Raw genomic sequence first — 18748 nt, forward strand, 5'->3', positions numbered from 1 at the left:
CTCAAAATAAGCTGTTGTATCTATGTGCTGTTACGTTAATTGCATTATTAATAATCAGAATCTGACTCTAAGCCTTGAATAATTTGAACACCTGCACTCGCACCTATACGCGTAGCACCTGCATCAATCATTTTATTGAAATCTTCCAAACTGCGAACGCCACCTGATGCTTTAACTTCTAATTCGTCTCCCACTGTATCTTTCATTAATTTCACATCTTCAGGTGTAGCGCCTCCCCCAGCAAAACCAGTTGATGTTTTAACGAAATCAGCACCTGCTGCTTTCGCTAATTCACTTGCTTTAACTTTTTCTTCATCTGATAAAAGCACAGTTTCAATAATCACTTTTACTGTTTTTTCATTTGCTGCTCCAACTACGCCCTCAATGTCTTTTTGAACTTCTTCAAATCTTCCATCTTTAAGTGCGCCGATATTGATAACCATATCAATTTCAGATGCGCCATTTTTAATGGCATCTTCAGTTTCAAAGATTTTAGTAGCAGTTGTAGTAGCACCAAGTGGGAAACCTATAACGGTACAAACCAATACATCAGAATCATTTAATCGTTCTGCTGCATATTTTACATGTGTAGGATTTACACAAATAGATTTAAAGTTATACTCTTTGGCTTCATCAATAATTTGATCGATTTGTTGACGTGTAGATTCCGGTTTCAATAATGTGTGATCAATAAATTTAGCATAATTCATAGTAGTTTCCTCCAATATGTTGTTAAATTTAAATGATATTCCATCTAACTGGAATATTAACTATTTAAATTAATATAGTCCTCTCATTTCTATAGTACAAAAATTCGCAAAAAAGTTAAACAAATGTTATCTTAATCTTACCAATCATGATAAGGAGAAGATATTAATGACAAATGGCACACCTCATATTCAACCTAATGGAACAAAAATCGCAAAGACTGTTTTAATGCCTGGCGATCCATTACGTGCAAAATATATTGCTGATAACTTTTTAGAAAATGTTGAACAATTTAATGAAGTTAGAAATATGTTTGGTTACACAGGTACATATAAAGGAAAAGAAGTTTCTGTAATGGGATCAGGGATGGGAATACCAAGTATCGGTATTTATTCTTATGAGTTATATAATTTCTTTGATGTTGATACTATTATTCGCGTAGGTTCATGTGGCGCATTACAAGAGAATGTAAATTTATATGATGTCATTATTGCTCAAGCAGCATCTACAAATTCTAATTATGTTGATCAATTTAATATACCTGGTCACTTTGCTCCAATAGCTGACTATAATCTCATCACTAAAGCTAAAAATGTAGCAGATGAAATAGGAGCAGTAAGCCATGTAGGTAATGTTTTATCTTCAGATACATTCTACAATGCTGATAAATTATTCAATGATAATTGGCAAAAAATGGGAATATTGGGTATAGAAATGGAATCAGCAGGTTTATATTTGAATGCAATTAATGCTAGTAAAAAAGCGTTAGGTATTTTTACAGTTAGTGACCATATTCTAAAAGACGAAGCAACTACAGCTGAAGAAAGACAAAATTCATTTACTCAAATGATGGAAATTGCATTGGAAATCGCCGAGTAATATCAAATTCTAATAGATAATAAAAGGTGCTTGAGACGATAATGAAATCTCAAGCACCTTTTTATATGATTAATTAAACTAAATATGATTTGAACATCCAATTGTGTTTATCAACAGAATTTTTCATACCGATGAACATATCTTCTGAAACATCATCGCCAGCTTCTCCAGCTACTTCTATAGATTTAACTAATTGCTCTGAAATATGAGTTAAATCATTAGAGAAGGCTTCAACCATTTGTTCAGCTGAGTAATTTTTACCAGCTTCATCAACGATAGAAATTTCAAGACTTTCTTTCAATGTACCAACTGGATTTCCACCAATTGCTAAAATACGTTCAGCTAAGTCATCTACATATTGGCTAGCTTCATTGTATAACTCTTCGAATTTCTCATGTAATGAGAAGAAATTAGGTCCTTTAACATACCAATGGAAATTGTGTAATTTAGTATATGTTACAGTCCAGTTTGCAACTTGTTGATTTAATTCTTTTACTACATCTTGTTGACTCATTATATTCTCTCCTTGTACTTCTGAATTGGTTCCTCTTTATTACAATTACTACTATATTATAATTATTATAATCTGTAAATAGTTATGCTTAACATTTTTTGCACTGATTTTTATAACCACCTTTTCCTATCAACTATTAAAACTTATTTACCAGTGATTAAAAAGTGACTAACATCAGCAACTAAAATAATATATATTTACTAACAAACCTCTCATTATCAATTATGATAATATTTTATCAATTATATGCGTTTATCATCTATGAAAAAGGATTTTTCATATTCATTTGGTTTATGCCAATGCGTCTTCCACATCCTATTTCGATTATTTGCAAATAAATTATACGCTAGATCTCTTATTTGACGTGGAATGACTTTAATTAACAATCCTAACCACTTGTAATTTGTTGTAGTCATGATAAGATTAGCAATCGCATTGGATTTAAACTCTAAATGTTGACCACGTTGTAAAATCACGCTGTTTTTATTTAATGCTTCTGGATGTTGTTCAAATAAGTGTTGCCCTGCTTCCCCTTTTAAAGTTGCGAATTCATAACTCTTAGGAAGTCCATTCTGTATTAACCAAATGCAATAGTTATAACAATAAACACAATTACCATCATAATAAATAATAGGCATTTCTTTCACCTTCCTCTAATTCTTATTATTAATATTCCATTCTATGCCTTACATTAAACACTAAAAATGTCCATAGCATAGCATGCCTTTAACTATGAATGATTTAAATTTGATATAAAATGTTAAAGCCATAATAATAAAATTAAAAACCTGAGACATAGTAAAACGTCTCAGGTTTAGTTATCTTAAGTTATTCATGATTTACTTTTACAATTCTTGTATATTTAAGAAATTGATTTGAATATTTGCTTTTTATATCTTCTAGACGGTCGTAAGTTACACCAATAATATGCCAGTTCGGATTAAAATGATAGAATGAATCTTTTTCTCTTGACCATTTTACCATTTGTCCCTCTTTATTATATCTAGGTAATGTTACTTCATATCCTTCTAACACATTGATGTAAGTTTGGAAAATGTCAGGATCAATTCTATTAAAATTATCGATGACTAAATAACTTTTATCATTTTTAGGCATTAATTGAGTGATAAAACCTTCGCGATAGTATAGGGCACCAGTTTCATTTGGTAAATATTTACCATATAACATGTCCTCTGTAAAATCCGGATGTCCACTAGTTATTACAGGATTTGCATTTGTCTTTTGTAATAAATTATTTGCCGCTTTCAATCCTTCTTCACGTTGTTCCACAACCAACAATATAAAAGGTTGTATTGACTCATCATGACTTGCTGAATCAATTTCAGTTTTTTTAATTGTTTCAAAAGGTGTTTTCACACTATCATTATTACTCATTTCAATAATAGCATCGTATTGAGTTTGACTCATGCTTGCGATGGCTTGTTTCGCATTTTCTTGTAAAAAATAAAGATTTTTTAACTTAGGATGTTTATTTAATGCACCTAATGTCACTGGAGTAATATGCTTATCATAATATATTTCAATGGCAGTACTATTTGTTCTACCAGGAATAGGTGGTTTCTCATGAATATGTCGAGAAACTTCTCCAATACCTACCACTGATTGATTTTCATATTTATTATAGAAGATAAGATTATCTCCTATTTCTAACTGATTGTAAAAATGATATCCATTACGTTTAATGCCATTATACGTATGAGTATAAATAGTATAATATTCTCCTGATTCAAATGACTCAGTTTCAGAAAGGAAGAAATAACGTGGAAGTTTCACTTCACCTTTACCTAGTGAAACAATTAAATCATACTCTTCTTTAGTTAATTGATTGATTAAAGTTTCACGCATATTATTCATGCGAAAATCAAGCGTTTCACTTCGTTTTAAATAATCAGTTGTAAGTGGTTTTAATAGTTCATTAAATTTAAATTCAACTCTAATTTTATTTTGAGCACCTGTTTGAACACTAATAATTTCTCCAATACCAAGTAACCCAGTATCTGTTTGGACTTGATAAAATATAACTTGATCCCCTGTCTTAGCCTTTTTGAAGGCTCTAAAACCTTGAGTAGGGTTGAATTGAGCTCCAGATTCAAATAATGTTGTTTGACCTACTAACGGTTCATTGTGATTCCATCTAGTATAGCCACAGTTAAGCCAAAAGTAATTTACTTCTTCTTCCATTGTGGGTCTCCTTTAAATTAATTCTCGAAAGTTATTATGTATTTTAATTGATTTCATTGTATTTTAATTAAATGCTATGTTTATTAAGTTATGCTATAAATCTTAACATATCGTCGTTATTTATGTTTAATTTTTTTAGTGTTTTATCTCATTTTAATAAGTTGTTATAAAGGGGAACATTCAGAATCCATTATAAATAATTCTAAATATTCCCCTATGCATTAATTTAATGAGGTGCTAGTAAACTACCTAATAATGGCATTAGATTGATCATGATGCCACCAAGTTTTAGTAATCCACTTAAATCTTTGTCTTTAATAGTAATAATTGCACTTATAATACCTAATATAGCAACAACTCTAGGAATAACAAGTGAAGGATATTGTGGCATATTGAAAAAGACACCTGCCCCTGCTATCACACCACATACTAAAGATATATATAAAAACTGTTTCAATATTCACACTCCTCTTTAATACAATGAATCATTTATAACACGAACAATAAAAATCAAATATAACTAATGATTAGCGTAAAGTCTCCTTCAAAGACACTATCTAAGTCTTCTGAAGTCAGCACAAAATTGGAACCTTTTTGAATCTTGAAGATTTCTCCATCAATAATAATTTGTCCATCACCATTTAAAACTGAAACAAGACAAAATTCTCTAGGTTTCATATAATTTAATGTCCCACTAACTTCCCATTTAACCATTGTAAAGAAATCATTAGACACAATGTGACTGCATTTATGATTTTCAATAATTTCATTTTCGGGAACGATACTAGGTAGTTCTTGAGAATATTGAATAACATCTAATGCTTTATCAACATCTAATGAAGAACTATTTTCACGTTGTCTATTATAATCATATAATCTATATGTAATATCTGAAGATTGCATTGTTTCATACACAGTTATACCTGAACCGATTGAATGTATAGTACCAGCAGGAATAAAATAAAATTCCCCAGGTTGTACTTTAACTCTTTTTAAAGATTCCAAGAAATTATCTTGGCTAATCTGATCTTTCAGTTCTTCTTTAGAGTTAACCGTAGTACCAATTAAAACTTCAGCATCTTCTTCTGCATCAATAATATACCAACATTCTGATTTGCCATATTGCCCATTTTCAAATTCATAAGCATAAGAATCATCTGGGTGAACATGAATCGATAGCGGTTCATTCGCATCAACTATTTTGCACAATAACGGAAAATCTTTGCTTGGAAAATCACCGAACAATTCTCTATGTTGCGTCCAAACTTGGTCTAATGTTTGTCCAGCAAAAGGCCCGTTAAGGATCATACTCTTTCCATTTGGGTGTGCAGAAATCCCCCAACATTCTCCTGTGGATTCACTAGGTATATCATAATTGAATTGAGTTAATTTATTACCGCCCCAAATTTTCTCGAAAAAAATAGGCTTTAAAAATAATGGCATAGTTGCACCTCCTAAAACCATTTAAGGCTATATTCTCTATTTCTAAAGTAAATGATAATATCTGATTTATATGTATAAAACTTAAAAATTAATTATGTAAAAGTGAAATTATATTCAAAATAATTATTCAACATCACTTGTGTTACCATTCGTTTCTTTATTATATCAACTTTATCTCTATTTTAATAGAAATTATTTAAATGATAAAACACATAAAGAAGTGGGACAGAATTCAATTAGAATTCATTATCCCACCACAACTGAAATAATTACTATTAGTTAAAGTTTAATGAAAGCATTTTTTAATTCAATGATTATCTTTAAACAACTCATTTATTCAAATGAAGACAATGCTTCGATTATTGATTGATTACCTGTAATAACTTGGAATTCTTTATTTATGAATTTATTCTCAGATAAAGCAACTTCTTTTAACACAGATGCCACATCTTCTCTAGGTATAGAACCTCTTCCATCAAAGTATAAATCAGTCTCTATTTTAGAAGTTCCTTCTTTATCTTCTAACGCACCTGGATGAACAATCGTATAATTTAATCCAGAATTTTTTAAGTGTTCATCAGCATAGTGCTTAGCAATTGTATATGGTTTTAAATCACCGCTTGAATCAAAAGCTTCACGACGAGCATCATACGTTGACACCATAATATAATGTTTAATATTGGCTTGTTTACTAGCTTCAATTGTCTTAATCGCACCATCTAAATCTACAATAATAGTTTTGTCAGCACCTGTACTGCCTCCAGAACCCACAGTAAATAAAACTTTATCATAACCGTTAAATGTTTCAGTTAAGTCTTCAATACTATCTTTTTCTACATCAACTAAAGTTGCTTCAATATTATCTTGCTTTAATGTTTCGATCTGTTCGTTTTTACGTACTCCAGCTGTAAAATCTACCTGATCTTCTTTTAGTTGCTTTACTAATTTAGAACCTACTCCACCGTTAGCACCTATAACTAATAAACTCATTCAAATCGTCCTCCTTAATATTTCTACTTCCATCAATTTACCACTTAAATAAAAATTAAAACGTAAGTCATTTTTGACATAGTCAATCATGTATATTAAATTAATATATGAACATATATTCATATATTAAGGGGTGATTTATTTGAATGTATCTTTAAGCAGTTGGAACGAAGATGCTACCTTAATACAAACTACGGAAATTTTTAAAGCACTAAGTGATACAAATAGATTAAGAATTCTATTATTGTTAGAGCAAGAGGAATCTAGTGTTGGTCATATTACACATACGCTAAACTTGAGCCAGTCTAATGTTTCTCATCAACTTAAAATCCTTAAACAAGCTAGACTTGTTAAGTCCTTAAGACAAGGTCAATCAAAAATCTATTCGATTGATGATCAACATGTTTCAACCCTATTGAAACAAGCCATTCATCATACGAAACATCTAAGAGGTGAAGTTTCAAATGACTAGTCATTCTCATACACATTCACACAACCATTCACATGTACACACTAATAATAAAAAAATTTTAGCCATTTCCTTTATTATTATTGGACTTTTCATGGTGATAGAAATTGTAGGTGGCTTTATTGCTAATAGTTTAGCATTATTATCTGACGGACTACATATGTTCAGCGACACAGTTTCTCTAGGTGTTGCCCTTATTGCATTTATATATGCTGAAAAGAATGCCACATCTAGTAAAACTTTTGGTTATAAACGTTTTGAAGTTTTAGCTGCATTGTTTAATGGCGTCACTTTATTTGTTATTAGTATAGTTATTATCGTTGAAGCAATTAAAAGATTTTTTGCACCACCTGAAGTTCAATCAACAGAAATGTTTATTATTAGTTTAGTAGGCTTAATAGTTAATATCGTAGTAGCACTTATAATGTTTAAAGGCGGAGATACCAATCACAATTTAAATATGCGTGGTGCGTTTATTCACGTACTAGGAGATTTATTAGGGTCTGTTGGTGCAATTATTGCCTCAATACTCATATGGACATTTAATTTTACAATTGCAGACCCTATTGCGAGTATAGTGGTTTCACTGCTAATTTTAAAGAGTGCATACGGAATTACGAAATCATCTATTAATATTTTAATGGAAGGAACGCCCTCTGACATAGATTTAGAACAAATCATCTATACAATAATGGGTCATGAGGAAATACAAAATGTTCATGATTATCATGTTTGGACTATTTCTAATGATATGAATGCTTTAAGTTGTCATGCAGTAGTAGATAAATCACTTGCGATAGAGGCTTGTGAACAATTACTTAAGCAAATAGAACATGAATTAGCACATCTTAATATACAACATATGACGATTCAATTAGAAACACCAAAACATCAACATGACGAATCAATTTTATGTTCTGGAGTTATGCATCAACACTCACATTAGTATAACTTATTAAAAATTAATCAGGGGTTAGACGTTGAATTCGAGTTAAATTCTGTCTAACCCCTGATTTTTAAAACTTATAGAAAATGTTCAAAAATGAGTTGCTTCGCTGGCACTTGTTTTTCATCAAACCCTTGTAAATATTCTTCATTATCATAAGGTAGCTTAATTCTTTCGATTGAAAACTCATTATCATTAATAGTTACAATACCGTAGACGGCATTGGCTCCATTGTTTAAACCTATTGCGCCAGGATTAAAATAAATTGTTTTATTATCATCATATAAATGCATTTGATGGTTATGGCCAAATGCAATTAAATCAGCATCTTTATCTTTAAATAATTCAATAATATTTTCTTTACTATTTTCAGTAATTGGACTAAACGGCTGTCCTTCTATGCCAGTCTCCAATTTTTGATTCTCAATTTCATAATGAATGAATAGTAATTTTTTTCCACAAATAGTTTTTTCGATATATCTAGGTAACAAATTAAGTTGGTCATAGTAATCTTCATCCATATGGCTCTCTATCCATTGATGATGCTCATAAAATTTATCCTTCAAATCTTCAGGATAAGGCGTGTTATTTACTAATGACATAACCGCTTCATCATGATTACCAGCTATAATTTCCATATCATCACGATCAAATATTGTATCTAGTACTTTATTTGTTTCATGACCAATTCCGATATTGTCCCCGAGATTGTAAATTTTATCGATATCTTCTCTATTATCAATATCATCTAAGACAGTTTGTAATGCATCGAAATTACCATGCACATCTGTAATAATCGCGAATTTCATGATGATATCTCCTTTCAAAATTTAATCATTAGCATATTTTAACACTTAATCTTCAAATATGTTAGATATTATTTTAAAAAAAGTATAAATTTTGATATTGTATTTATATTAAAGTAAAGGAGTGCTTATATTTGTTCAAATATCATAGTTTGGCATTAAAAAATGCTAAACCGCAAATTCTTAAGACGATTTTGTTTAGTATCGTTAGTTTCATTGTAGTATTTGCGGTTTTTGCTGTTGCTAGAACTTTCTTTATGCAATATTTCATGCAAATGCAGCTAGCAGCGCAATTACAACAATCATCGGGTCCATATTTAATTATTATGATCCTGGCTTTATTATTGGGATTATTATTCTTTATATTTGCAGGTTATCAATTACTAGCAGGTGCAATTAATATTATTGCAAAAGCAATTTCAAGTGAAAATGTTCATTTCAATGACTTATTTGTTGCATTCAAAAAAGGTAAATATGGTAAGAGTTTAATTTTATCATTAATCTCAATTGGCTTATTTATAGTGATGTACTTAATTATAATGGCATTAAATTATTTATTTAATTTAGCATTAACACCTTTATTTACATCATTACAGTCAGCTGTAAGTTCATCTGATAATGCAATTGCCATTTTATTAACAATTCAAATTATTATTTTAATTATTATTGGATTAATTACATCAATCGTATCATGGTTCTTTTTCATTTTAATGATTAATTATACTGTTTCATTAGTAAGAGAATCTAACTATAGTGCCATGTCTCACTTTAAAGATGGCTTTAAAGGTATTAGAAATGGCCATAAAACTTGGTTTAAATTCTTTATAGCTGTTCTTTTATTAAATTTAATTATTATTATCATTACTCAACCACTTGGTGCAATTCTTTCTGTAACAACTGGAAACATGTCTCAAAAAGTTGCTACAGTCATTCTGTATGTAGCACAAGTAATTATTGTTATATTACGTTTAATCCTTTATTTTGTTCTTATAATGGGTGCAGTTCAGTACTTCTTAAAACGTGGTGAAAAATTAAATAAAACTACTAACGAGAAGAAGAAAAAGCACAAAAATAAAAATGACACATTGAGTAATCAGCAAAAAATTGACAATACTCATCAATCTTCTAAAAACAATGTTGAAGAACATTCAAATAATGTTACAAACAATGTTAAACAAAAATCTGAGAATTCCAAAGATGAAGCAAGTCATAATTTCAATAAAGATAAATAATACAAATAAGGTGGAACCCAATTAAATAAGGGTTCCACCTTTTATGTTCCACAATTTTATTTTAGGAATTTGCTTTCTAAGAATAATGCAGCGCCATCTTCTTCATTAGTGAATTGTGTCACTTCATTAGTAATTTCCTGTATTTCTTGTCGTGCATTTTTCATTGAGACGCTATAACCACCAAATGCAAACATAGCTCTATCATTATCACTATCCCCTATTACAAGCGTGTCTTCTTGTTTAACATTAAAGTGTTCTATCATTTCTTTAATACCCGTTCCTTTATCGGTATGATATGCCATAGTTTCAGCGTTAAATCTTGATGAATTAGAAACACTAATGTTTAAAAGCACTTGATTTTGAATAAGTTCATCTCTAAAAGTTGTTATTTTTTCTAAGTTTGGCGTAAATAAATAAATTTTAGCATAGTCATCTTCAGGTATGTCCTCTTTCCAATCAATCTTACCAGACATTGCATCTAATCTTGATTTCCATTCACTTTCGCTTACATGATTTGGAGGCGTATCACCTTTAATCATCTCTTGCATCCATGCTTTATCTTCATTTAGCGCAATTCTTGATCCATTAAATGGGAAAACTTCATAATATATTTCTTGCTGTTGTGCTAAAGATACGATTCGTTTAACACTTTCACTCAATAAACTATGCATGAAAAGATTATCACCGTTTACTTCTCCACTCGTACCATTAGAACTGATGATTCCATCAACTTCAAATTGAGGAGGTACAAGTTGATCAATCTCTGTATATGATCGACCAGTTGCTAAAAATACCTTATATCCCTTTTCTCGTAATTCATCAATAATTGATTTTGTTTTAATTGAAGCTTTATTATTCTCATGTAAAATTGTTCCATCCATATCTAGAAAAATCGCTTTGATATTATTCAATGTCATGTAGCCTTCTCCTTTACGTGTCTTTTTTAAAATTGTGGCATTATTTGATGAAATGTGCAACGAGATTACCCTATCATGTGTAAAGAAAATCGATTTTTATAATTCACAACTTCTACATTTCTATTGAAAAGAGATGACATCGTCTTATTAGTTAAAACATCATCAATCTTTCCTTGTGCAAAATTCATGCCTTTACTTAAAATAAAAATTTTATCAAATATTGGTATGATTTCTTCAATGAAGTGTGTCACATAAATGATAGTAATTTCAGGTCGCTCATGTGATAAAGTTTCTAATACTTCCAATAGTGTTTCACGCGCTAAATAATCTAAGCCCGAAGCTGGCTCATCTAAAATTAATAATTCTGGATTACTTATAAGCGCACGTGCAATCATAACCCTTTGTTGTTGTCCAGTTGATAAATAACCGAGGTATTCATTCTCAAATTCTGCCATACCGACTAATTTTAATAGCTTCTGCGCTTCTAAAAATTGTTGATGATTGAATGTTTTGTATAGGCCAATAGATTTAAAATAGCCACTTAATACCACATCTATCACATGCTCTCCATCTTGAAATTGATTAGTGAGCTTGTTTGAAATGAAACCTATATGTTGTCTCACATTATCTGCTGAATATCCAACCATTCCAGGTGTCATACCAAAAAGGACTATGTTGCCCCTTGTAATTGAATCATAAGCGTTTAGAATATTTAATAAAGTTGTTTTTCCAGCACCATTTAAACCATATAATATCCATTTATCCCCTTTTTTAATATTCCAATCAATACCGTTTAATATATGCTTACCTCTTCTATATCGATGTACATTATTCATTGAAATTAGCATAGTATCACCTCACAATACTATAATTGTAAGATAATTCAGACATTTTTCAAAATAACAGACTGTATATTTTATAAGTTAGTATTTCAAATAAAAAAGGAGCAAGATCAAATTCTTAATGAATTTAACATCTTGCTCCCACTAGGGTAACTACATTAGAGAAGAGCATACGATTAACGCTTTCACAATTAAGTTAGCCACTTCAATTTCAATGTTGTCTAACCTTATTAAATTTTATCCCGACTCAAAATTTATACGAATTATTCAACTGTAACTGATTTAGCTAAGTTACGAGGTTTATCTACGTCTAATCCTCTGTGTAGTGCTGCATAGTAAGCAATTAATTGTAATGTAACTACAGATACAAGCGGAGTTAATAACTCATGTACATGTGGAATTACATAAGTATCTCCCTCTTTCTCTAAACCTTCCATAGAGATAATACATGGTTTTGCACCACGTGCTACTACCTCTTTGACATTACCACGAATTGATAAGTTAACCTTTTCTTGTGTAGATAATGCGATTACAGGTGTGCCGTCTTCAATTAATGCAATTGTACCATGTTTAAGTTCTCCACCAGCGAATCCTTCAGCTTGAATATATGAAATTTCTTTTAGTTTTAATGAGCCTTCAAGACTTACATTATAGTCCATTGTACGTCCGATGAAGAATGCATTACGCGTTGTTTCTAAGAAATCCTTAGCAATTTGTTCCATTACTGGAGTATCATCTACAATTGTTTCAATTGCAGTTGTTACTTTAGCTAATTCTCTCAATAAATCAATATCATTATCTCGACCATGTGCTTTAGCTACAACTTGAGATAAGATTGATAAAACAGCAATTTGAGCTGTATATGCTTTTGTTGAAGCAACTGCAATTTCAGGACCAGCATGTAATAACAATGTATGATCTGCTTCACGTGATAATGTTGAACCAGCCACATTTGTAACTGTTAATGATTTGTAACCTAATTTGTTAGTTTCTACTAACACTGCACGGCTATCAGCAGTTTCACCTGATTGAGAAATATAAATGAATAATGGTTTTTCAGATAATAGTGGCATGTTATAAACAAATTCAGAAGCTACATGTACTTCAGTAGGTACACCAGCCCATTTTTCTAAGTATTCTTTACCAACTAGACCTGCATGATAACTTGTTCCTGCTGCGATGATATATATACGATCTGCAGCTGCAACATCCTTAACAATTTCAGGGTCAATTTTTAGGTCACCATTTTCATCTTCATACTCTTGAATAATACGACGCATAACTGCTGGTTGTTCATTAATTTCTTTAAGCATGTAGTGATCATAGATACCTTTTTCAGCATCTGAAGCATCGATTTGAGCAGTATAAGTGTCTCGATCTTGTACATTTCCATCAAGGTCTTTAATAGTTACACTGTCTTTTTTAACAATAACAATTTCATGGTCATGAATTTCTTTGTATTCATTCGTTACTTTAATCATAGCTAATGCGTCTGATGCAATGACATTGAAGCCTTCTCCAACACCAACTAATAAAGGTGATTTGTTTTTAGCTACATAGATTGTATCGCTATCTTGATTATCAAGTAAGCCTAATGCATATGAACCGTGTAATAGAGAAACTACTTTAGAGAAAGCTTCTTCAGTTTCTAAACCTTTATTCGAGAAGTGTTCAACTAATTGAACAATAACTTCTGTATCTGTCTCAGATTGGAATGTTACATCTGATAAATATTCACTTTTTAATTCTTCATAATTTTCAATTACACCATTATGAACTAATGTAAAACGTTCATTATTAGATTGGTGAGGATGTGAATTCACTGTACTTGGTACACCGTGTGTAGCCCAACGTGTGTGACCGATACCAACGTGACCATCAGTGTCATTGTTGTCAGCAACTTTTCTTAATTCTGCAATACGACCTTTTTCTTTAAAAACAGTTGTACCATTATCGTTTGCAACTGCAATACCAGCTGAGTCATACCCTCTATATTCTAATTTTTCTAATCCTGATAATAATAATTCTTTTGCATTATCATATCCAATATATCCTACAATTCCGCACATAAATTTTTCCTCCGTTAAATATAGCTTGAAAATTTTATCTGTTATATAAAATTTAAAAAGGTAACGTGTTTTTAAACATTAGTAATTTTATTAAAAATTCTATTTATTATTAATGTTTTATCTTTATTGTATTTACCCATTAAAGCCATATTATATTTCTAAGATTTTATAAATTTTAGGCATTCTTATTATTTTTGTGCATTTAGTTACCTAAATGTTTTAAATAATAAGCTAACGAATGAGCCACATCCGGAATAGCATCCGCCGATATTTTCGATGACTATTCTCCTCGTCTGCAAAGTAATAAATTGCCCTACAAAAGCTCTCATATTTAACTTTTGATTATAGGTACACTTATATTTTGCCCTGGCGCTTTATAATTAATTTTGAACTTTCCTCCTTCCAATATTATTTATTTTACACTTTTCAGATAAATGAATGCAAACAATTTCCGACCTTTTTAGTAAAAATTTAAAATAAATATCTTTTGTAATCTTCTAAAATACATAATAATTGTTTCTTATTATTAAATTATTACCAAACAATATCGCAACCAATTAAATGAAAGCGCTTCAACAATAACCGTTAATTAATCATTTAAAAAACCTCCAAAGCTACACATTAAATGTAAACTTTGAAGGAAAACGAAAATTGTTTTATTAAATTGGTTACTCTAAGCCCATTTTAGATTGAACTTCATCAGCAATTCGTTGTGCAAAACGTTGCGCATCTTCGTCAGTTGAAGCCTCGACCATTACACGAATTAACGGTTCTGTACCTGATGGTCTAACTAAAATTCTACCTTCACCATTCATTTCAGTTTCTACTTCATCCATCACTTTTTTAACATCTACATTTTCTTCTACATGATGCTTATCTGTAACTTTAATATTGAGTAGAGATTGCGGATATTTTTTCATTTGAGCAGCTAACTCACTTAAAGGTTTACCACTCATTTTAATAACAGCAGCTAATTGAACACCAGTTAATAAACCATCTCCTGTAGTATTGTAATCCATCATAACAATATGTCCTGATTGCTCACCACCAAGGTTGTAGTTACCTTTTCTCATTTCTTCTACTACGTATCTATCTCCAACTTTTGTTTTATTAGATTTGATACCTTCGTTTTCTAAAGCTTTATAGAAACCTAAATTACTCATAACAGTAGAAACAATCATATCGTTGTTTAATTCTTGGTTTTTATGCATTTCTTGACCAATAACAAACATGATTTGGTCACCATCAATAATATTACCTTTTTCATCAACAGCAATTAATCGATCACCATCGCCATCAAATGCTAAACCAAAGTCGCTTTCAGTTTCAAGAACCTTTTCAGCTAATAATTCAGGATGAGTTGATCCACAATTATCATTAATATTATAACCATCTGGGCTGCAGCCAATTGTTTCAGTATCAGCTTCTAAATCTCCAAATAAGAAAGGTGCTAGTGCTGATGTAGAACCATTTGCACCATCAAGTGTGATTTTTAATCCTTCTAAATTAACATCAATAGTTGATTTTAAGTAGCTTAAATATTTCTGAGCACCTTCGAAGTAATCAGAAAAATGTACAATATCTGTTCCAACTGGTCTTGGTAAATCAGGATTTTCTTGATCCAATAATGTTTCAATCTCTTCCTCTTGGGCATCAGATAATTTAAAACCATCTGCACCGAAGAACTTAATTCCATTATCAGCCACTGGATTGTGCGAAGCTGAAATCATTACACCTAATTCAGCTCCCATTTCTCTAGTAAGATAAGCTACTCCAGGTGTAGATATAACACCTAATCTCATAACTTCAGCCCCAATTGAAGCTAATCCTGCAATCAAAGCAGATTCAAGCATTTCACCTGACACACGTGTATCTCTACCAACTAAAACTTTTGGTCTATCAGCACCTTCATTATGTGCTAATACATAACCACCATAACGACCCAACTTAAATGCTAATTCAGGTGTTAACTCTTTATTGGCTATTCCTCTTACTCCATCAGTACCAAAATATTTTCCCATCATTAATACTCCTTTTTAATTTGTTATTTTAAGCTAATATGTGCTGTTATTTCATCTGGATCAGATTTCTTTACTTTATCTGGTAAATTTAATTGAACATTCTGATCTGTAGATTCAGTTATATTCTTAAGATCAACATTTGCCTCTATCTCATTAATATCTTGTAAATCATCTCTATTACCATAAATCTCTATCTCATTCTCATCAAGTGTTATATCATCCAAGCTAGCACCATCAGGTAAACTGCCTTTTTTATTAATTTTAACTTTAACCTTTTTGCTGTATTCTTGGAGTTTAACATTTAATTTGACTTCATTAGGCTGTATATTAACATTTAATTTATTTAATGATTTATCAAAAGCAGTAACATCTGCTACATCAGAAGTATCTTGCCTTAATTTGTTAGCTTCTTTATAAGTAGCTTTTAAATATGCGATTTTCTTAAGTTGTTCTCGTCCTCCAGTTATTTTGACAGAATTAGGCTCAACAGAACTGTCTTTCACTTTATAGTTTGGGTCTATATCATCTTTCCCTATATCTGCTTGAACATGCATCGTTTTAGTTTCTTTATTTTCCAAAGTAACATAAGCTTGCTTAGGTTTAACATTGTAATTAATATCATTACTTAAGCCTTTAACGATATAGTCTTCTTTGTATTTTCCGGCTTTAGCGTTGGATAAATCCACTGCAACTTTGATATCATCGGCGTTTTCGATTTTTAATAATTTAGATTGTGGACCTGAAACAGTTACATTAACAGTCTCAGGAGCTTTAGTTACATGTAATTCTTTGGAATTATAAATTATCTCAACAGGTACATCTTCAATTGTTTTAGATGAATTTTGTGATAAATTATCATTACTAAAAATATTTCCAAATACATTATTAACTGATAAATAGAAAAAGATTGCCAATAGTAAAGCAATAAATCTGAGACCCCATTTACTTTCTAGCATCTTATTTCACACCTTTCTTTTGAAAGCGTGTGCCAAACCAATGTTCGGCTAATAATTCTTCAAATACCTCAGTTGAGATATCTCTACGTAATTTACCATCAAAAGTTACAGATATTGAACCTGTTTCCTCTGAAACAACAATTGTAAATGCGTCTGAAACTTCAGAGATACCCACTGCAGCTCTATGTCTAGTTCCTAGACTTTTAGAAATTTTAGCACTATCTGATAAAGGCAAGTAACTAGCTGCACTAGCAATCTTAGAATTTTGAACAATCATTGCACCATCATGTAGCGGCGTATTTGGTATAAATACATTAATTAATAATTCTTGAGATATTTCAGAATTCATCGCTATACCCGTTTCAATATAATCTTGTAATCCCGTTTCTTTTTCAAAAACAATCAAAGCACCAATACGTCTTTTAGCCATATATTGAACAGCTTTCGATACTGCTTCAATTAACTTTTCTTCATCATGACTGTATGTATTATTATAACGTTTAAATAAGCTTCCACGACCTAACTGCTCCAATGCTCTTCTTATTTCGGGTTGGAAAATAACAATAAGCGCAAGAACACCCCATTGAATTACAATATCAAAAAGTTTAGATGTAGCAGTTAAATTTAGAATTTTACTCACTTGTTGACCAATTACAATAAAAAGAATACCTTTAAGTAATTGAATTGCTTTGGTTCCTTTAAATACAGTTATGAGAAGATAAAGGACATACCATACTATAAGTAAATCCAGCACACTCGTCACAATTTTTAATGTACTAAGATTATCAAAAAAGTTGGAAAAATCCATAGCATCTCCTCCGAATATATTTTCCATAGTCATAATTATACCAATGATAATTTCAACTGTCATATGAACAAATAGATTGTATTAAAAAAAGTAGATTATTCAATTAATCAGCAATTGATTAATGATTTATTACCAATATAATCAATCTTCAAATAGATAAACTCTATAATAGTTTTATTTAATTTTATAAAAAAAGCACTCCTGATTAGGAGTGCTAATAAGTGAGCCATAGAGGATTCGAACCTCTGACCCTCTGATTAAAAGTCAGATGCTCTACCAACTGAGCTAATGGCTCTAATGGCTGGGCTAGCTGGATTCGAACCAGCGCGTGACGGAGTCAAAGTCCGTTGCCTTACCGCTTGGCTATAGCCCATTAGAATGGTGGAGGGGGGCAGATTCGAACTGCCGAACCCGAAGGAGCGGATTTACAGTCCGCCGCGTTTAGCCACTTCGCTACCCCTCCGATATATAAATGGTGGAGAATGACGGGTTCGAACCGCCGACCCTCTGCTTGTAAGGCAGATGCTCTCCCAACTGAGCTAATTCTCCAATAATGGTGACTCCTACGGGACTCGAACCCGTGTTACCGCCGTGAAAGGGCGGTGTCTTAACCGCTTGACCAAGGAGCCATGGCTCCGCAGGTAGGATTCGAACCTACGACCGATCGGTTAACAGCCGATAGCTCTACCACTGAGCTACTGCGGAATAATTTAATTTGCCTGGCAACGTCCTACTCTAGCGGAACGTAAATCCAACTACCATCGGCGCTAAGGAGCTTAACTTCTGTGTTCGGCATGGGAACAGGTGTGACCTCCTTGTCATTGTCACCAGACAAGAGAATGATTATACATTCAAAACTAGATAGTAAGTAAATGATTTTGCTTCGCAAAACGTTGAAATAAATTGATTAAGTCTTCGATCGATTAGTATTCGTCAGCTCCACGTG

General features: G+C 31.4%; 18 protein-coding genes, 6 tRNA genes and 1 rRNA gene. 4 read left to right on the forward strand and 21 right to left on the reverse strand.

Annotated features, from left to right (window positions below):
* Positions 1 to 47 precede the first annotated feature (47 nt).
* On the reverse strand, positions 48 to 710 hold the full coding sequence (gene deoC / locus BB045_RS11660) for a deoxyribose-phosphate aldolase (protein ID WP_070440327.1): 663 nt from the start codon (positions 708 to 710) through the stop codon (positions 48 to 50).
* A 166-nt stretch (positions 711 to 876) separates the two neighbouring features.
* Between deoC and deoD the strand changes: the two genes are divergently transcribed.
* Positions 877 to 1587, forward strand: coding sequence for a purine-nucleoside phosphorylase (gene deoD / locus BB045_RS11665; protein WP_070580794.1), 711 nt, complete (start codon positions 877 to 879; stop codon positions 1585 to 1587).
* 73 nt (positions 1588 to 1660) lie between these two features.
* On the opposite strand, the gene BB045_RS11670 is transcribed toward deoD, so the two are convergent.
* The 6 genes from BB045_RS11670 to BB045_RS11695 all read right to left on the reverse strand — a co-directional run bounded on the left by BB045_RS11670 (position 1661) and on the right by BB045_RS11695 (position 6736).
* Positions 1661 to 2104 carry a Dps family protein gene (locus BB045_RS11670; RefSeq protein WP_119880986.1) on the reverse strand — a complete coding sequence of 148 codons (444 nt, stop codon included), beginning with the start codon at positions 2102 to 2104 and terminating at the stop codon, positions 1661 to 1663.
* A gap of 239 nt (positions 2105 to 2343) precedes the next feature.
* Entirely contained in the window at positions 2344 to 2739 is a 396-nt protein-coding gene (locus tag BB045_RS11675; RefSeq protein WP_070442136.1) for a thiol-disulfide oxidoreductase DCC family protein, read from the reverse strand.
* 190 nt (positions 2740 to 2929) lie between these two features.
* A complete protein-coding gene (locus tag BB045_RS11680) occupies positions 2930 to 4303 on the reverse strand; it encodes an EVE domain-containing protein (RefSeq protein WP_070580798.1) in 1374 nt (457 codons plus the stop codon).
* 226 nt (positions 4304 to 4529) lie between these two features.
* Positions 4530 to 4760, reverse strand: coding sequence for a hypothetical protein (locus tag BB045_RS11685; RefSeq protein ID WP_011275203.1), 231 nt, complete (start codon positions 4758 to 4760; stop codon positions 4530 to 4532).
* Between the two features lie 53 nt (positions 4761 to 4813).
* Complete coding sequence (locus tag BB045_RS11690) at positions 4814 to 5746, reverse strand: type I phosphomannose isomerase catalytic subunit (protein ID WP_070580800.1); 933 nt, start codon at positions 5744 to 5746, stop codon at positions 4814 to 4816.
* Positions 5747 to 6079: 333 nt separating this feature from the next.
* Positions 6080 to 6736 (reverse strand): SDR family oxidoreductase, encoded by a 657-nt coding sequence (locus BB045_RS11695; RefSeq protein ID WP_048667988.1) that lies wholly within the window; start codon positions 6734 to 6736, stop codon positions 6080 to 6082.
* 142 nt (positions 6737 to 6878) lie between these two features.
* On the opposite strand from BB045_RS11695, the gene BB045_RS11700 reads away from it, so the two are divergent.
* Together BB045_RS11700 and czrB are read left to right on the forward strand one after the other, a co-directional pair.
* Entirely contained in the window at positions 6879 to 7208 is a 330-nt protein-coding gene (locus tag BB045_RS11700) for an ArsR/SmtB family transcription factor (RefSeq protein ID WP_070580801.1), read from the forward strand.
* Positions 7201 to 8151 (forward strand): CDF family zinc efflux transporter CzrB, encoded by a 951-nt coding sequence (gene czrB, locus BB045_RS11705; RefSeq protein ID WP_070678220.1) that lies wholly within the window; start codon positions 7201 to 7203, stop codon positions 8149 to 8151. The genes BB045_RS11700 and czrB overlap by 8 nt, the downstream gene beginning before the upstream one ends.
* Before the next feature lie 77 nt (positions 8152 to 8228).
* Here czrB and BB045_RS11710 read toward each other — a convergent pair whose 3' ends face one another.
* Positions 8229 to 8960, reverse strand: a complete 732-nt coding sequence (locus BB045_RS11710) for a metallophosphoesterase family protein (protein ID WP_037551877.1) — start codon at positions 8958 to 8960, stop codon at positions 8229 to 8231.
* 131 nt (positions 8961 to 9091) lie between these two features.
* Between BB045_RS11710 and BB045_RS11715 the strand changes: the two genes are divergently transcribed.
* Positions 9092 to 10189 (forward strand): lytic transglycosylase, encoded by a 1098-nt coding sequence (locus BB045_RS11715; RefSeq protein ID WP_070580807.1) that lies wholly within the window; start codon positions 9092 to 9094, stop codon positions 10187 to 10189.
* Positions 10190 to 10245: 56 nt separating this feature from the next.
* Here the strand turns inward: BB045_RS11715 and BB045_RS11720 are convergent, their stop codons facing one another.
* The 13 genes from BB045_RS11720 to rrf form a co-directional block, all read right to left on the reverse strand.
* Positions 10246 to 11100, reverse strand: a complete 855-nt coding sequence (locus BB045_RS11720; protein ID WP_256327009.1) for an HAD family hydrolase — start codon at positions 11098 to 11100, stop codon at positions 10246 to 10248.
* Between the two features lie 71 nt (positions 11101 to 11171).
* Entirely contained in the window at positions 11172 to 11954 is a 783-nt protein-coding gene (locus tag BB045_RS11725; protein WP_070580811.1) for an ABC transporter ATP-binding protein, read from the reverse strand.
* Between the two features lie 257 nt (positions 11955 to 12211).
* Positions 12212 to 14017: a glutamine--fructose-6-phosphate transaminase (isomerizing) gene (gene glmS, locus BB045_RS11730; RefSeq protein ID WP_037538885.1), complete on the reverse strand. Its 1806-nt coding sequence runs from the start codon at positions 14015 to 14017 to the stop codon at positions 12212 to 12214.
* A gap of 668 nt (positions 14018 to 14685) precedes the next feature.
* Positions 14686 to 16038, reverse strand: a complete 1353-nt coding sequence (gene glmM, locus BB045_RS11735) for a phosphoglucosamine mutase (RefSeq protein ID WP_075140794.1) — start codon at positions 16036 to 16038, stop codon at positions 14686 to 14688.
* 23 nt (positions 16039 to 16061) lie between these two features.
* Positions 16062 to 16994 carry a CdaR family protein gene (locus BB045_RS11740; protein WP_070580815.1) on the reverse strand — a complete coding sequence of 311 codons (933 nt, stop codon included), beginning with the start codon at positions 16992 to 16994 and terminating at the stop codon, positions 16062 to 16064.
* 1 nt (position 16995) lies between these two features.
* Entirely contained in the window at positions 16996 to 17802 is an 807-nt protein-coding gene (cdaA, locus tag BB045_RS11745) for a diadenylate cyclase CdaA (RefSeq protein ID WP_070442168.1), read from the reverse strand.
* Between the two features lie 222 nt (positions 17803 to 18024).
* Positions 18025 to 18097 (reverse strand) — tRNA-Lys (locus BB045_RS11750).
* Between the two features lie 3 nt (positions 18098 to 18100).
* Positions 18101 to 18175 (reverse strand) — tRNA-Gln (locus BB045_RS11755).
* Positions 18176 to 18181: 6 nt separating this feature from the next.
* Positions 18182 to 18265 (reverse strand) — tRNA-Tyr (locus BB045_RS11760).
* Positions 18266 to 18275: 10 nt separating this feature from the next.
* Positions 18276 to 18351: transfer RNA gene (locus BB045_RS11765), tRNA-Val, on the reverse strand.
* 5 nt (positions 18352 to 18356) lie between these two features.
* Positions 18357 to 18431: transfer RNA gene (locus BB045_RS11770), tRNA-Glu, on the reverse strand.
* Between the two features lies 1 nt (position 18432).
* Positions 18433 to 18507, reverse strand: a tRNA-Asn gene (locus BB045_RS11775).
* 12 nt (positions 18508 to 18519) lie between these two features.
* Positions 18520 to 18634: ribosomal RNA gene (gene rrf / locus BB045_RS11780) — 5S ribosomal RNA — on the reverse strand.
* Between the last annotated feature and the right edge of the window lie 114 nt (positions 18635 to 18748).

Origin of the sequence: Staphylococcus sp. MB377, from assembly GCF_001922505.1 — a bacterium.
Lineage (GTDB): Bacteria > Bacillota > Bacilli > Staphylococcales > Staphylococcaceae > Staphylococcus > Staphylococcus haemolyticus.

What these genes read in the sequence shown, in the direction of transcription:
- deoC (WP_070440327.1), bottom strand. Translation starts at nt 710, where the DNA reads ATGAATTATGCTAAATTTATTGATCACACATTATTGAAACCGGAATCT.
- deoD (WP_070580794.1), top strand. Translation starts at nt 877, where the DNA reads ATGACAAATGGCACACCTCATATTCAACCTAATGGAACAAAAATCGCA.
- BB045_RS11675 (WP_070442136.1), bottom strand. Translation starts at nt 2,739, where the DNA reads ATGCCTATTATTTATTATGATGGTAATTGTGTTTATTGTTATAACTAT.
- BB045_RS11680 (WP_070580798.1), bottom strand. Translation starts at nt 4,303, where the DNA reads ATGGAAGAAGAAGTAAATTACTTTTGGCTTAACTGTGGCTATACTAGA.
- BB045_RS11690 (WP_070580800.1), bottom strand. Translation starts at nt 5,746, where the DNA reads ATGCCATTATTTTTAAAGCCTATTTTTTTCGAGAAAATTTGGGGCGGT.
- BB045_RS11695 (WP_048667988.1), bottom strand. Translation starts at nt 6,736, where the DNA reads ATGAGTTTATTAGTTATAGGTGCTAACGGTGGAGTAGGTTCTAAATTA.
- czrB (WP_070678220.1), top strand. Translation starts at nt 7,201, where the DNA reads ATGACTAGTCATTCTCATACACATTCACACAACCATTCACATGTACAC.
- BB045_RS11710 (WP_037551877.1), bottom strand. Translation starts at nt 8,960, where the DNA reads ATGAAATTCGCGATTATTACAGATGTGCATGGTAATTTCGATGCATTA.
- BB045_RS11725 (WP_070580811.1), bottom strand. Translation starts at nt 11,954, where the DNA reads ATGCTAATTTCAATGAATAATGTACATCGATATAGAAGAGGTAAGCAT.
- glmS (WP_037538885.1), bottom strand. Translation starts at nt 14,017, where the DNA reads ATGTGCGGAATTGTAGGATATATTGGATATGATAATGCAAAAGAATTA.
- glmM (WP_075140794.1), bottom strand. Translation starts at nt 16,038, where the DNA reads ATGGGAAAATATTTTGGTACTGATGGAGTAAGAGGAATAGCCAATAAA.
- BB045_RS11740 (WP_070580815.1), bottom strand. Translation starts at nt 16,994, where the DNA reads ATGCTAGAAAGTAAATGGGGTCTCAGATTTATTGCTTTACTATTGGCA.
- cdaA (WP_070442168.1), bottom strand. Translation starts at nt 17,802, where the DNA reads ATGGATTTTTCCAACTTTTTTGATAATCTTAGTACATTAAAAATTGTG.